Origin of the sequence: Butyrivibrio sp. AE3006, assembly GCF_000424165.1 — a bacterium.
In the GTDB taxonomy this organism is placed as follows: domain Bacteria; phylum Bacillota; class Clostridia; order Lachnospirales; family Lachnospiraceae; genus Butyrivibrio.
Map to the genome: position 1 here is coordinate 1 of NZ_AUJJ01000022.1, position 13935 is coordinate 13935.

The 13935-nt window shown below is 42.2% G+C and carries 15 protein-coding genes; 14 read left to right on the top strand and 1 reads right to left on the bottom strand.

From position 1 onward, the window contains the following. The first annotated feature begins 278 nt into the window (after window positions 1-278). From G603_RS20205 to G603_RS0111860, 12 genes are all read left to right on the top strand, one after another. Entirely contained in the window at window positions 279-854 is a 576-nt protein-coding gene (locus tag G603_RS20205) for an FUSC family protein (RefSeq protein WP_051207794.1), read from the top strand. Continuing rightward, a complete protein-coding gene (locus tag G603_RS0111810) occupies window positions 851-2209 on the top strand; it encodes a circularly permuted type 2 ATP-grasp protein (RefSeq protein WP_330367646.1) in 1359 nt (452 codons plus the stop codon). The genes G603_RS20205 and G603_RS0111810 overlap by 4 nt, the downstream gene beginning before the upstream one ends. After that, entirely contained in the window at window positions 2191-2865 is a 675-nt protein-coding gene (locus tag G603_RS0111815) for an alpha-E domain-containing protein (protein WP_026670348.1), read from the top strand. The genes G603_RS0111810 and G603_RS0111815 overlap by 19 nt, the downstream gene beginning before the upstream one ends. Then, entirely contained in the window at window positions 2862-3647 is a 786-nt protein-coding gene (locus G603_RS0111820) for a transglutaminase-like domain-containing protein (protein WP_026670349.1), read from the top strand. The genes G603_RS0111815 and G603_RS0111820 overlap by 4 nt, the downstream gene beginning before the upstream one ends. 1 nt (window position 3648) lies before the next feature. Continuing rightward, window positions 3649-4632 carry a M14 family metallopeptidase gene (locus G603_RS0111825; RefSeq protein ID WP_026670350.1) on the top strand — a complete coding sequence of 328 codons (984 nt, stop codon included), beginning with the start codon at window positions 3649-3651 and terminating at the stop codon, window positions 4630-4632. Beyond that, window positions 4629-5561 (top strand): M14 family metallopeptidase, encoded by a 933-nt coding sequence (locus G603_RS0111830; RefSeq protein WP_026670351.1) that lies wholly within the window; start codon window positions 4629-4631, stop codon window positions 5559-5561. The genes G603_RS0111825 and G603_RS0111830 overlap by 4 nt, the downstream gene beginning before the upstream one ends. Window positions 5562-5712: 151 nt before the next feature. After that, complete coding sequence (locus G603_RS0111835) at window positions 5713-5883, top strand: hypothetical protein (RefSeq protein WP_026525002.1); 171 nt, start codon at window positions 5713-5715, stop codon at window positions 5881-5883. A gap of 195 nt (window positions 5884-6078) precedes the next feature. Beyond that, window positions 6079-6786, top strand: a complete 708-nt coding sequence (locus G603_RS0111840; RefSeq protein ID WP_026670352.1) for an ABC transporter ATP-binding protein — start codon at window positions 6079-6081, stop codon at window positions 6784-6786. Further along, complete coding sequence (locus G603_RS0111845; RefSeq protein ID WP_026670353.1) at window positions 6787-8385, top strand: hypothetical protein; 1599 nt, start codon at window positions 6787-6789, stop codon at window positions 8383-8385. 220 nt (window positions 8386-8605) lie between these two features. Continuing rightward, a complete protein-coding gene (locus G603_RS0111850; RefSeq protein ID WP_026670354.1) occupies window positions 8606-10135 on the top strand; it encodes a transporter substrate-binding domain-containing protein in 1530 nt (509 codons plus the stop codon). Window positions 10136-10163: 28 nt separating this feature from the next. Continuing rightward, on the top strand, window positions 10164-10661 hold the full coding sequence (msrA, locus tag G603_RS20210) for a peptide-methionine (S)-S-oxide reductase MsrA (RefSeq protein ID WP_035793039.1): 498 nt from the start codon (window positions 10164-10166) through the stop codon (window positions 10659-10661). A 47-nt stretch (window positions 10662-10708) separates the two neighbouring features. Continuing rightward, on the top strand, window positions 10709-11122 hold the full coding sequence (locus tag G603_RS0111860; RefSeq protein ID WP_051207798.1) for a PaaI family thioesterase: 414 nt from the start codon (window positions 10709-10711) through the stop codon (window positions 11120-11122). A gap of 126 nt (window positions 11123-11248) precedes the next feature. On the opposite strand, the gene G603_RS0111870 is transcribed toward G603_RS0111860, so the two are convergent. Beyond that, window positions 11249-12100 carry an alpha/beta hydrolase gene (locus G603_RS0111870; protein WP_026670356.1) on the bottom strand — a complete coding sequence of 284 codons (852 nt, stop codon included), beginning with the start codon at window positions 12098-12100 and terminating at the stop codon, window positions 11249-11251. Window positions 12101-12376: 276 nt separating this feature from the next. Here G603_RS0111870 and G603_RS0111875 point away from each other — a divergent pair, with 276 nt between their 5' ends. Together G603_RS0111875 and G603_RS0111880 are read left to right on the top strand one after the other, a co-directional pair. Next, a complete protein-coding gene (locus G603_RS0111875; RefSeq protein ID WP_026496163.1) occupies window positions 12377-12712 on the top strand; it encodes a DUF1622 domain-containing protein in 336 nt (111 codons plus the stop codon). A 535-nt stretch (window positions 12713-13247) separates the two neighbouring features. After that, entirely contained in the window at window positions 13248-13913 is a 666-nt protein-coding gene (locus G603_RS0111880) for a trimeric intracellular cation channel family protein (protein ID WP_035793042.1), read from the top strand. Window positions 13914-13935 lie beyond the last annotated feature (22 nt).

The window sequence follows — 13935 nt, forward strand, 5'->3', positions numbered from 1 at the left end:
GCATAAGCTTGCCAATACAAGAAAAGGCACTTGGAGAGCGGCACAGATGCTTTCCATTGCGCTTACAAATAAAATAATAGCCAAGCTCGGATATACGTCCATGCTTGACTATTATCTGAAAGTCTGTTGAAAACTAAAGGAACCGCCTTGGTACCGAACGGTATGCCGGGTGGTGTGTGAGGTCGGCTACTCACTTGAGGGGTAGCCTCCTACTCGATTATAAAATGCTTTTTACATTTCGAGAGGGGAATATAGAGAGGAGCAAACTTGCGCAAAACATGAAGAAATTTGGGGTTATTTTTCCGCCTATCGGAATGCGGATAATCAAATCAGCCGTCGGGGTGCTGCTGTGTTTTGTAATTTATTTTCTCAGGGGAAAGCAGGGCACACCATTCTATTCGGCTCTTGCAGTGCTTTGGTGTATACAGAATCAGACGAGTAACACCTTAGGGAATGCGCTGCAGCGGACAATCGGAACCTTTATCGGTGCCGTATACGGACTCATCTATATACTTTTCAGAATGAATATTCCGGCTATAGGTGACAGCTTTTGGCATTACGCAATTATCTCTTTTATGCTGATTCCTATTATTTATACGACAGTAGTGATTCAGCAGAAGAAGGCTTCATATTTTTCCTGCGTAGTATTTCTGAGCATAGTTGTTAATCATTTCATGGATGATAATCCTTACTTATTCGTTCTTAACAGATCCTTTGATACCCTGATAGGAATTTTCCTCGGAGTTGTACTTAACTCTACTCTTATCTTTAAGGAGTTTTACGGGAAAAACTATTCACAACATATTACCGGAGCAGACATTGAAGCACAAAAAGAGGAAGGAGCAGAAGTATGACGACCTATACGGATATTTTCAGCAAAATGGAACGGGTAGAGGACATGGAGCTATACGCAGGTGCGGGGGATGTGAACGAGCAGCTGGCCAGGTATGGCGTAAAGTTTGGAATCTATAAAAACAATGAGTTTAAGGAACAGCTTTTTCCCTTTGACATGATCCCCAGGGTCATTGACAGCAAAGAGTTCAGTTACCTTGAAAAGGGGTTAAAGCAAAGGGTAATGGCCCTCAATCTTTTCATTGAGGATATTTACGGAGATAAGCGCATCGTTAAGGATGGCGTGGTGCCTGAAGAATTCATCTATGCAGGAAGCGGGTACCTGCCCCAGTGCGAAGGGATAAAGCCGCCAAAGGGTATATATTCCCATATTTCCGGTATCGATCTTGTGCAGGGAAAAAACGGGGAATGGTATATCCTTGAGGATAATCTGAGAATCCCTTCAGGTGCTTCTTATCCCATGATAGCAAGGAAAATTGCAAGACGGAGCGCGCCGGATCTTTTCGCGGGAAGGCATATTGAGGATAACAGAAACTATGCATCGCTCCTTCGAAGGACCATGGACCACGTGAATGTGGGCGGACATACGGTGATACTTTCTCCCGGACGATATAACGCCGCTTATTTTGAACATTCTTATCTTGCTGAGAAAACAGGTGCACATCTTGTGACGGGACACGAGCTTATTGTGGAGAATGATTATCTGTATTTCATTGACTACTCCGGAAGAAAAGAGAGAGTAGGTGCAGTATACAGGCGTATCTCAGATGAGTATCTTGATCCTATGAATTTTAACAAGGAATCGGTTATCGGAATTCCGCACATTTTTGATATATACAGAAAAGGTAATGTGGCGCTAATAAACGCACCCGGAAACGGCGCTGCGGACGATAAGGGAATCTACTACTTCGTTCCCAAAATGATCAGCTACTATCTGGGAGAAGAAGCAATTCTGAAAAATGCTCCCACATATCTGCCTTACTATGAGGATGATATGAAATACATTTTGGCGCATCTTGATGATCTGGTTCTCAAGGATGTGGCAGAAGCAGGCGGATACGGCGTGGTATTTGGAAATAGGATGAGCGCTGACGAGAAAGAGAACTTCAAGGCAATGCTACAAAGAGAGCACAGAAGATTCATCGCTCAGGAGGTCATTGATTTCCTTGATATAGACATAATCGAGGGCGGCCAGCTCCTTCCGAGAAAGGCGGATCTAAGAGCCTTTGTACTTATGGCGGATGAGCCTATGGTATGGAAAAGCGGCCTCACCAGATTTTCCAGAAATCCTGATTCATTTATCGTAAATTCATCACAGGGAGGAGGTTTTAAGGACACATGGGTATTATCTCAGTAGAAAACACCGACAGACTTTACTGGCTTGGCAGATATACGGAACGGGTTTATTCCACCATCAAAATTTTCGAGACAAGATTCGACTCCATGATAGATATTGATGACCTTGAATATTCAGAGTTCTGTAAAAGTCAGGATATACCAAATGTTTATAAGTCCAGAGAGGACTTTGCCGGCAGGTACTGCTTTTCTTTGGAGGATGAGAATTCTATTTTCTCTAATCTTATGCGGGCCTATGATAACGCAATAGTTCTCCGTGAAGAGATAGGAAGTGATACTCTTTCCTACATTCAGCTTGCAGTGTATGCCATGAACCAGGCAGCTATTTCTAAGGCGCCGCTGATCGGTTTGCAGAAGGTAACCGATAACCTGGTGGCATTTTGGGGTATGGCAGATGATGCCATAGATGAGTCCTCAATCAGAAACATGATACGGGTGGGAAAGATTGTAGAAAGGATTGATCTCTATGCCCGTCTTAAGGAACCGCCGGAGAAAATAAGAAGGGAGGCCAGAAGACTTTCAAACAGAATTGATAAGAGCACAATGAGATACAGCTTCAAGACCATGGCACACGTGAATTATCTCGTTCAGCTGGACGACCTTCCCTATGAAAAACTGATTGAATCTGTCGAAAAACTGGTAGGTGATGATCTGTGAAAAAACTAAGGTTTGGGTATCACATGAGATTATCCTTTAGCGGAGCTGTGACTAACCACAGATTTTCTCTAAAGTGCATACCTCATGATACGGATATGCAGCATATCGATGAGATAAGCATATCCGTTTACCCTGATCACATAACAAGTGAAGATACTGATTCTTACGGAAACATAACGCTGTTTGGATATACCAATGAGTTCCACAACAGCTTCGGATTTGATATTACAGGCATGGCTACTACGGGGCTTTCTGAATATGAAAAATCCCAGGAACTTCACAGAGTGGGCCTGTACAGATATCAGACTCCTATTACGATGCCGGGAAACAGTATAGTCGATTTTTACAGCGGACTCTCTTTGTCCGAAATGAAAAATGCAAAAGATAAGGCCCTGCACATTATGGAGAGATTGAATGAATTCTTTGTATATGGACAGGGCTGTACCTGTATGGAAACTACGGCGGAGCAGGCTTTGTCCGGTGGCACCGGTGTCTGTCAGGATTACGCTCACATAATGCTGTCCCTTTGCAGGATCGAAAAAATACCCTGCAGATATGTGGCCGGCATGATGATGGGTGAGGGCCGATCCCATGCATGGGTTGAGGTCTGGGATGACAGAAAATGGTATGGCTTTGACCCCACCAACAGAAAACTTGTTGATGATGAATATATAAAAATATCAAACGGAAGAGACTCTGCTGATTGCCTTGTTAATCAGGGTATTTTTACAGGAAATGTTACACAGACCCAGGGAATAAGAGTGATTGTGGAAGAGGTTTAATATGAGTGAACTTATTGAAACCCTAGAAGATGTGGTGAGAATACCGCTTCCTGTTGGCGAAGAATACACCATCAGGAAACACAGGATAGAGCTCCTTGAAGGGAAAACAAAGGATAAAAAACGAATATGCATAGTAACGGGAATTCACGGCGATGAGTTGGAAGGGCAGTATGTATGCTTTGAAATAGCGAGATTATTAAGAGAGGGAGCAGAGAATCTGAGCGGTATAGTTGATATTTATCCTGCTCTAAATCCTTTTGGTATCGACTCTATTACAAGAGGTATACCTGCTTTTGATCTTGATATGAACAGGATTTTCCCGGGTAGTCGTGACGGGGATATGAATGAATTTATCGCGGCAAAAATCGTGGAAGAGCTGCAGGGAGCTGATCTTGTCATTGATATCCATGCCAGCAATATTTTCCTTACGGAGATTCCTCAGATAAGGATTAATGAGCTCCATGCAAAAGAACTTGTTCCTCTGGCTAAAAAAGCAAACATGGATCTTATCTGGGTCCACGGAGCAAATACGGTTCTTGAATCAACTCTTGCCTACGCCCTTAACAGTAAGGGCACAAATACCCTGGTTGTGGAGATGGGTGTTGGAATGAGGATAACTCCTGAATATGGACATCAGCTTACAAACGGCATCTTTTCTCTTATGAGCGAGCTTGGCATTTGGACCGGAAATCCGCCAATGGTCAAGGATTCCATCGTGGCTTTTGATGCAGATGAAGAAGATGTGTGTTACCTTAACGCGCCCTGTTCCGGAATATATATGAAGGAAAAGGTTCATGGAAGTTTTGTGGAAAAAGACGAGCTTGTGGGCAGGATCATCAATCCTCTAAGCGGAGAAACCATGGCGAATATTAAGGCACCTGAAAACGGAATGATATTTACCGTAAGAGAGTATCCCGTGGTTGAAGAAGGCTCGCTTATGGGAAGAATCCTTAGAGAAAAGGTATATATGGAGAAGCAGCTATGAAAGAGGTTGAATTATATTCATTCAAAGGTCTGTACAGGGATGATTTCAGGGTAAAGGGTTACAGGTTTGGAAAGGGTGAAAAAACAGCATGTGTCCTTGGAAGTCTTAGAGGAAATGAGTATCAGCAGATTTATGTGTGCAGCAGGCTTATTACTGATCTTAAGATGCTGGAGGAAGAGGGATTTATTGCAGAGGGACACTCTATCATGGTCATTCCCTGCGCAAATCCATATTCGGTAAATATAAAGAAACGATTCTGGAGTATTGATAACTCGGATATTAACAGAATGTTCCCCGGCTATGACAAGGGCGAAACCACTCAGAGAGTTGCAGCGGGTATTTTTGATCAGATAAAGGATTACAAATATGGAATTCAGTTTGCATCCTTCTACATGCCGGGGCACTTTGTACCTCAGGTCAGAATGATGAAGACGGGAAATGAAAATGTGGAGCTGGCAAAAAAGTTTGGTCTGCCCTTTGTGGTGCTGCATAATCCCAGACCTTTTGATACGGCTACATTGAATTATAACTGGCAGATATGGGATACGGATGCGTTTTCTATTTATACATCAAGTACGGAAAAAATAGATAAAGTCAGTGCGAGACTTGGAGTAAATGCGGTTCTCTCTTTTCTTGCAAAAGAGAATATCATCGAGTATTCCGGCATGACAGGCTATACCTCAAAGGTTGTGGAGAGCGAGCAGTTTCTTAGCATAAGAGCCACGGAAGCAGGTTTCCTTGAGTCCCTTGTAAAAGCGGGGGATACCGTGGAAAAGGGGCAGGTTCTTGCCTATGTTACAGATCCTTATACGTCTGATATTATGCAGACGGTAACGGCCACCGAGGATGCAATAGTTGCATTTGAATATGACAGTCCAATTGCCTTCAAAAACACTGCTTTATTTAAGTTAGTTCCCGGCAAATGGTGATTTTATGGGAAACTTGATTTTTTTATCGGAAAACTTGATGAATTTTATTGTGGTATAGGAAGCCATCTGATATAATCCATTTAATTAAGTTAACGCTTTAAAACGTCAAAACGTTGGAGACATGGCTATGTAATAGGAAAGGGTGCTTTAGATGGAGACATGGTATTACGTTGTGGAAAGTATTGACGGCGATTATGCAAATTTAAGGAGAACGGATATTGAGTCCGATGACCTTAAGCTTGTGGCAAGAGCTCTTTTACCTGATGGAATTGCGGAAGGGACTCAGCTTAAATACGAACTGATGCAGTATACAATAGTATAAGGCAGTATGGCAGCCATAGTTTTTGGCTCCGATAATGAATTTATAATGCGGTGTAAAACAGACCATTATCCGTGCAGGATGGGTCTGTTTTTTATTATCTGCTATTTTATTGTCAGAGCACTGTAAAAGGAAAACGCACCCTTAAAATGACGTAACTGTTAATGACAAAAGTAGTAGATAAAGGGGGATTTTGAGATGTTAGAAATAAAACATTTAACCAAAACCTATGGTGATAAAAAAGCCGTAGACGATCTTAGCCTTGAGATCAAGGAAGGAGAGATCTTTGGCTTTATCGGACACAATGGTGCCGGTAAAAGTACCACACTTAAGAGCGCTGTAGGTATCCTTAATTTTGATGAAGGGGACATACTTATAGATGGGATTTCCATGAAGGCAGATCCCATCCGCTGTAAGAAAGACCTTGCTTACATTCCTGATAATCCGGATCTGTATGACTTCATGAGCGGAATCAAATATCTGAATTTTGTCGGAGATATATTTGAGATACCCTCAGATCTTCGAAACGACAGAATCAGAAAATATGCGGATCTGTTTGAGATCACAGATGATCTGGCACTTCCTATCGCAGCATACTCTCACGGAATGAAGCAGAAGCTTGCACTTATTTCGGCATGGATGCATGATCCTAAGCTCATAATAATGGATGAGCCCTTCGTGGGTCTTGATCCGAAGGCATCACATCTTCTGAAGGAAATGATGCGAATTCACTGCGATAAGGGCGGTGCAATTTTCTTTTCAACCCATGTACTTGAGGTTGCAGAAAAACTCTGTGACAAGGTTGCCATAATCAATCACGGCAAGCTTATAAAAGTCGGAACTATGGATGAAGTCAAAGGCGATGATACATTGGAAGATGTTTTCCTTGAACTGGAGGCGGTCTAAATGCTTAGGACTCTACTTAAAAAGCAGCTATTTGAAGTATTCAAAGGATATTTTTACGATGCGAAGAAAAACAAGATGCGCTCACCCCTCGCTATCGGAGCGTGGATTGTATTTTTCTTTGTGATAATGGTGGGACTCCTGGGAGGGATGTTCCTTGCATTGTCATTTACTTTATGCGGCCCGCTCATTTCTGCAGGGATGGACTGGATGTATTTCCTTATGATGGGCGGAATGGCGATTCTCCTTGGCTGCTTTGGAAGCGTGTATAACACATACACCGCTTTGTATCTTGCAAAGGATAATGATTTACTTCTTTCAATGCCAATTCCTGTTCGCAAGATTGTAGGTGCCAGACTCCTTAATGTTTATCTGATGGGAACCATGTATCTGGTGACGGTTATGATACCCATGGATATTGTATATCTGATGGATACCGGGGTATCAGTCATGAAGCTGATATGTATGCTTTTGCTGTTCTTTATCCTGTCATTTTTTGTTCTTGCCCTCTCGAGTCTGCTTGGACTATTTGTGGCAAAGATAAGTCTTAAGATAAAGAATAAAAGTTTTGTAACTGTGGCTGTTACACTGCTTTTTATAGTTGGCTATTATTTCTTTTATTTTAAGGCGGGGATTTTTATCAGAGACCTGCTGCTTCATGCACAGGAATACGGCGAAAAGATAAAAGGTGTGGCTCATGTTCTTTATCTCTTTGGCCTTATCGGAACAGGTGATATTGTCTGTGCAATCGGCTTTACAGTGGTGGTTTCTGCTGTGGTTATCTTTATCTGGATGAGGATGCTTAAGAGCTTTATGGCCATTGCCACTGCTACAGGAAAAGTAAAAACTCAGCGCTATGTTGAGAAGAAGGTTAAAGAAAAGAGCCTCTTCGGAGCAATGCTTTCAAAGGAGCTTACAAGATTTACATCAAGTCCCAACTATATGCTTAACTGTGGCCTTGGAATACTTCTTATTCCTGCAGCGGGAGTTTATTTCCTTTTGGAAGCTAAGGAGTTTATGCCTCTTATAAACGAAGCTATGGCAGATCGCCCTCAGTGCGCAACAATCCTTGTGTGCATGGCGCTGTGCCTTCTTGCTTCGATGAATTCTATGGCTGCACCATCTGTTTCGCTGGAGGGAAAGAATCTTTGGATAAGCCGGTCACTTCCTATAAAGCCCTGGGCATCGTTGGCAGCAAAGGCAGGACTTCAGATTATCCTTACGGGAATACCGATGCTTTTGGGAAGCATAATGACAGCTATCGGCGCTGATGCACCTTTGGGAGAGAAGGTTTTACTGGTGCTTATGCCTATGGTATTTGTTCTGTTTTCGGCAATACTTGATACCATGATAGCAGTAAAGATGCCGATCCTTAGCTGGACAAACGAGATTGAGCCAATAAAGCACAGCGGCGGAGTATTTCTTGCTATGTTTGGAAGCTGGGTTATCTGCGTGATATTTACAGCATGCTATATGTTCTTTGGATATCTGGCAGGGAATATGGTTTATATGCTGATCTGGACAGTGGCTTTTGCAGTTCTTTCAATTGTCATGGCGCTTTGGTTAAACAGCAGTGGGGCAAAGGAATTCGCAGCACTTTAAATTAATTATAAATGCGAAGAATACTTCTGAAATTCTCCATCTTTTGTTATCATAGATATGTATGATTAAAGAGATGGAGAATTTTTTATATATGGGTTGTTGTCGCAAATGGGGAAATCTTTTTTCTGGCATTGGGAAAAGGATTATTTGTTTTTCGTTTTTGATTGTTCTTATAACTGTTTTTATAAGTCCTTTGTCTGTAAGAGCAGAGGATGGCTCTTTGGCAGATCCAGAAGATAAGATCATAAGAGTCGGATACTACGAGAACGAAGTTTTTGAGGAAGGTGCTGCGGTTGGCGCCGTTAAAACCGGTTATGCATACGAGTATTATCGTAAGCTTTCCGAATACACAGGCTGGAAATATGAATATGTCTATGGGAGTTTTCAGGAGCTCTACGACATGCTGGTTAAGGGCGAGATAGATCTCATGGCGGGACTCGCCTGGAAAGAGGAGAGAGCATCTATTATCGCATATCCCGACGAGCCCATGGGTAATGAGACCTATACTCTGGTAAAACACGACAGAGATGGCACGGTATCAAGGAATCCCAAGACTTTAAGAGGGAAAAAGATCGGCGTTTTACGAAGCGCCATGGTGGATGAGCTCGAGAAATATCTTGTGGCAAGCGGTACCACCGCAAAGGTTGTGATATTCGAGGATTATGATTCTCTTTTCACAGCTTTTGATACCAAGGAGATCGATATTCTGGCAGCTGAGGGCTATGGTACCCGTGAAAGGGAGCATGCCGAGGTTATCAGTAATTTCGGTGCCAATGATTATTATCTTTGTGTAAATATTAAAAGAAAAGATATTTTGGATGAGCTTAATTATGCACAGCTTCAGCTTTCTGTGGAGGAACCAAGTTATTTAAGTACTCTTAGAAGTAAGTACTACGCATCCACAATCTCAAGTCGTTCTTTTTCCGAATCTGAAAGGACCTGGATGAGCGAGCATTCAAGCCTGACTATTGGCTATCTTGAGAATTATCTGCCCTACAGTGATACCGATGAAGAGGGCAATGTGACTGGTGTAATAAAGGATCTGATTCCCACTATTTTGGAAAGTTTAGATATTTCCGGAATAGATGTAGGTTATGTGGGGTATCGCAGCTACGATGACATGATTTATGATGTTACAAGAGGCGATATTGATGTGGCTTTTCCTGTGGGAGGCGGCCTTTACTATTCCGAGGAAAACGGGATATACCAGTCAAATGCAGTGATTTCAACATCCAGCGATCTGGTTTACTTAGGAGAATATAACGACGATGTGGTTACTCATTTTGCTGTAAATGAAAACAACAAGATGCAGTACTATTACATCAAAACTAATTTTCCCGGGGCTGAGGTAAGCCTGTATCCTTCGATAGAGGAGTGCCTTGATGCTGTTCTTGCGGGAGAAGCAAATGCGACCACACTTAATGGTCTTCGTGCAAACGATATTTTAAGGAACAGAAAGTATTCGGGCCTTTCCCTTAAGCAGCTTAGTATGGCTGATGACAGGTGCTTTGGAGTAAAGATAGGAAATGAAGGACTTCTAAAGCTCCTAAACCGCGGAGTGAATATCATCGGTCCTGAATATGCGCGGAATATGGCCTATCGCTATGCGGGTCTTCTTTATTCGTATTCAAACATGGATATGTTTAAAGATAATGTATGGCTGTTTCTTTCAGTGATTTTGGTTATTGCTGTAATTGTAATTTTGATCAGATTGTTAAGGACAAGGGTTCAGTTTTTCAGAATGATCTGATGGCTTTAAGTAACGGAGGAGAGTAATTATGGAAACTATTTATTTTGCAGGTGGGTGCTTCTGGGGCACTCAGAGATTTTTTGACCAGTTTGACGGTGTTATCAGTACTGATACGGGCTATGCCAACGGCCCCACCGAGAATCCTACCTACGAGGAGGTCTGCAATGATTCAGGTCATGCAGAGACAGTGAAGGTTGAGTTTGACAGCAGCGTTATCACACTTGATGAGCTGATCGGATATTATTTTAAGGTCATTGATCCCACATCAATTAACAAGCAGGGCGGAGATGAGGGAATTCAGTACCGCACAGGAATTTACTACACAGATGATTCTCAGCTTTCTGTTATCGAGAAAAGAATGGCTGCTCTTGAAGAGGAGCTTGGACAAAAGAGTGCCATAGAGGTTAAGCCCCTTGAGAATTTCTATAAGGCAGAAGAGTATCACCAGAAATACCTTGTGAAGAATCCTCAGGGATACTGCCATATTCCGGCTATTATGTTTGAGATTGGCAAGAAAAAGTCCTGATCTTTTTTATAAATATTGGGTATCTATGATAAATGCAGGAGGCGTTTATGGGAAGCAATAGCGGAAATGATTATCCATTAAGCAGGTTGCGAAATCCTTTTATGGAATATAACAACATAGAGATTGTGGAGATATCTCCCGAGAAAAGCGTTCTTAAGGCCACCATAACGGAGAATTCCTGTAATCCATACGGGATGGTTCACGGCGGTCTTTTGTATACACTTATGGACTGCGTCGCGGGAATAACGGCCAGAGCCGATAATCACAATTATGTGACCCAGAACGTCTATGTGAATTATCTTTCAAATACAAAGGACGCAAAGGAGATTTTTGCCGAGAGCAGTGTAATAAAGCGTGGTAAAAGTGTTGTGGTTATTCATGCCAGGGTGACGACACCTGATGGTAAGCTGCTTTCAGATGGCAACGTGGACATGTTCAGGTTACCGGATAAAGACCAGTAGGGGGATATGCCATGCAACTAATAAATACTTTTCCTACAAACAGTATTAAAAATTTTTCATACAGAAGAGGGCACGTGCTGCCGTTTGGAGCATCCCTCTATCATGATGGTGCAGTTAACTTCAGTATCAATTTTTAAAGAAGACCTGAAGTGCATGGTACATGTGAAGCTGCCAAGCTTTCATGTCGTGAACACCGCCGGGGATAATGAAGAAATCGTAGTTCTTATCCTGAACCAGCAGGTCGCTCTTAGCAACTGCTTTTTCCATGATATCCTTGTGCTCCTCGAAGGCGATGTCCTTATCACCGTTGCAGCAAAGCATGAACTTAAGGTCGTAGCCATTTTCTTTGCCCTTTTCAAGTGTCTCGCAGATTCTCTTAACCTCAACCTCGTGATCACCGAAGGGGCCGCAGCATCCTGAGAAGGGACCATACCATGCAAACAGATCGAAGTTATTGTAGAAAGCAGCTCTGTAGGTGGTCATTGAACCAAGAGAAAGCCCTGCAAAAGCACGGTGATCTCTTGTCTTAATGAGATTCTCCTCAGATATATCTTTTCCCGAGAATCCTGCATACTTGCTCTCGGCTGCAGGAATCAGGTCTTTGCGAAGTTCGTGACAGAAGTTTTCACATCTGGACTCATCCTTGGTGTGCTTGTCATCCTCATCGTGATAGAAAGTAGGTGTTACAACGATGCAGGGATCGCAGAGCTTTTTCTCTATCATGTTATCAAGTATTGTCACAGTGTCAGGGAAAAGCTTAAGCCACCAGTCCTGTGTAAATCCGCCGCCATGCAGCAGGTAGAGAATGTTGTAGTTTTTGGTTTCATCATAATCATAGGGAAGATATACCCATGCTTTTTTGTGAAGAGTTCTGTTCTCTTCATCATAAGTGTTTGAATCGTACTCAAGCAGCTCGACGCGGCCCTTCTTTTCCGCTTCTACGAGCATTTCCCCCGGCATTTCAAAAACGTAATCCATTGTTTTTTGCTCCTCCTTTGGTTCAGGCTATTTTGATTGGACTTAGGCCCGGATTTTGTCTGTATCCATGGCCATCGGCGCATTCTGCCCGAACTTATAATAGTATCATATACCCTTGTGTGGAGCGCTTCTTTCCAAATATTGCTATGTTTTTGACAAACCGGTTAATAAACGGATTTTTAATACTTTTTTAGCGATATTTAACTTTATTTTTCATAAGTCTGTGTCATAATTAAGATAGGTTAATGTTTTTGGTTTCCAAAAAAGGAGAGCGCTATGGAACAGACCTATCTGGCAGCGGAAAATTTGCTTCGTTATGTGGTTGAGTTTTCTACACTTTTATTGGAATTCTTTGGCATCTGCATTCTGGTGTACACCGGTGTGAAGAGCTTCATTTACTGGATAAAGAAAAATGATGCCATAAGACTTGAGCTTGCCCAGGGCATAGCACTTGCTTTGGAATTTAAGCTTGGCGGTGAGGTTTTGAGAACAGTTGTTGTTCGTGAATGGGCTGAGCTTGGAATCCTGGGAGCTATCATAACTTTGAGAGCTGCTCTGACTTTTCTGATCCATTGGGAGATCAAGAACGAGGAAAAGGCTTTAGAAAAATAACACATGAATTTATATATTGAACTTAAATGCAAACAGCTCAAGACCAAAAGTCCTGAGCTGTTTTTCCATGAAATCAAGCAAAAATGATGCGACCCCATGACAGAAAAGAAGGGGGCGAGCCAAAGGGTCACACGGTGAGTATAATAGTTCGCCTACTATGACTCATCTATCATAAAAAATACCATTTAGGTGATTCATGCACTACTTAATTTTTGAAGTAGTACCTCTCAAAATTTGTCACAGAGCGGGTTTTTGAGAATTATATCAAAAATGAGTTTCCATTTAACTTCCTATTGCATCGCTGAAGAATACTTCTTTTTTATGGAGTCATGAATAAGAAACAACTGTTATATTACACTATAATATAGACGCTCTGACTGTTCTGACTGTGCGATTCAGCTGAGCATTTAGGAAGTAGACAGACAAAATAAAAAATGCAAAGATGATATTACTGTCAGGAACAGTACAAAACAAGGTAAAAAAGGAGTATCATAGAATACGCTGATTAAGTATTTTGGGGAAGGTATTTGGGGAAATGTCAGTACTTCTTTTAGGAATTTTCGATTTTATAGGCACAGTTGCCTTTGCTATATCCGGTGCGATCACAGGTATCCAGAAGAGGATGGATATATTCGGTGTTAATATTCTTGCCATTCTGACGGCTTGCGGAGGCGGTCTTATGCGAGATATTGTCATGGGCAATTTTCCGCCGCAGATGTTTATTAATCCCTTTTATGTTTTGGTGGCAGCCATTGTTGCCAACATTGTTTTTTGCATAATGTTTTTCCATAAGGGTGTACCTGAGAAGTTTACAGGTCTCTATGACAGGGGGCTTTTTGTATCTGATACTCTTGGGCTTGCGGCATTTATGGTTGACGGTGTCATGATCGGAGCTAATTTTGGTTACGCTGATGATCTGTTTCTCCTTGTTTTTCTCGGCTTTATCACAGGTGTCGGCGGAGGCGTGCTTAGGGACGTTCTTTCCAATCAGATGCCTGCTATTTTCGTAAAGCATGTTTATGCCCTTCCCGTAATAATTGGCGGAATTCTCATGGTTTTCATGCACGAACTTTTTCATGCCTGGAATGCTGCGATGGTATGCAGCTTTGCCCTTGTGATTTTGCTCAGAGTTCTGGCAAGACATTTCCTCTGGAATCTGCCAAAAGTGGACCACGGGGACGTGGTTAGTGGACCAAAATAAAGTGGACCAGGGGGACGGAGTC

Coding starts and splice junctions, on each gene's coding strand:
- G603_RS20205 (WP_051207794.1), top strand. CDS start 279: ATGAAGAAATTTGGGGTTATTTTTCCGCCTATCGGAATGCGGATAATC.
- G603_RS0111810 (WP_330367646.1), top strand. CDS start 851: ATGACGACCTATACGGATATTTTCAGCAAAATGGAACGGGTAGAGGAC.
- G603_RS0111815 (WP_026670348.1), top strand. CDS start 2,191: ATGGGTATTATCTCAGTAGAAAACACCGACAGACTTTACTGGCTTGGC.
- G603_RS0111825 (WP_026670350.1), top strand. CDS start 3,649: ATGAGTGAACTTATTGAAACCCTAGAAGATGTGGTGAGAATACCGCTT.
- G603_RS0111830 (WP_026670351.1), top strand. CDS start 4,629: ATGAAAGAGGTTGAATTATATTCATTCAAAGGTCTGTACAGGGATGAT.
- G603_RS0111835 (WP_026525002.1), top strand. CDS start 5,713: ATGGAGACATGGTATTACGTTGTGGAAAGTATTGACGGCGATTATGCA.
- G603_RS0111840 (WP_026670352.1), top strand. CDS start 6,079: ATGTTAGAAATAAAACATTTAACCAAAACCTATGGTGATAAAAAAGCC.
- G603_RS0111845 (WP_026670353.1), top strand. CDS start 6,787: ATGCTTAGGACTCTACTTAAAAAGCAGCTATTTGAAGTATTCAAAGGA.
- msrA (WP_035793039.1), top strand. CDS start 10,164: ATGGAAACTATTTATTTTGCAGGTGGGTGCTTCTGGGGCACTCAGAGA.
- G603_RS0111860 (WP_051207798.1), top strand. CDS start 10,709: ATGGGAAGCAATAGCGGAAATGATTATCCATTAAGCAGGTTGCGAAAT.
- G603_RS0111870 (WP_026670356.1), bottom strand. CDS start 12,100: ATGGATTACGTTTTTGAAATGCCGGGGGAAATGCTCGTAGAAGCGGAA.
- G603_RS0111875 (WP_026496163.1), top strand. CDS start 12,377: ATGGAACAGACCTATCTGGCAGCGGAAAATTTGCTTCGTTATGTGGTT.
- G603_RS0111880 (WP_035793042.1), top strand. CDS start 13,248: ATGTCAGTACTTCTTTTAGGAATTTTCGATTTTATAGGCACAGTTGCC.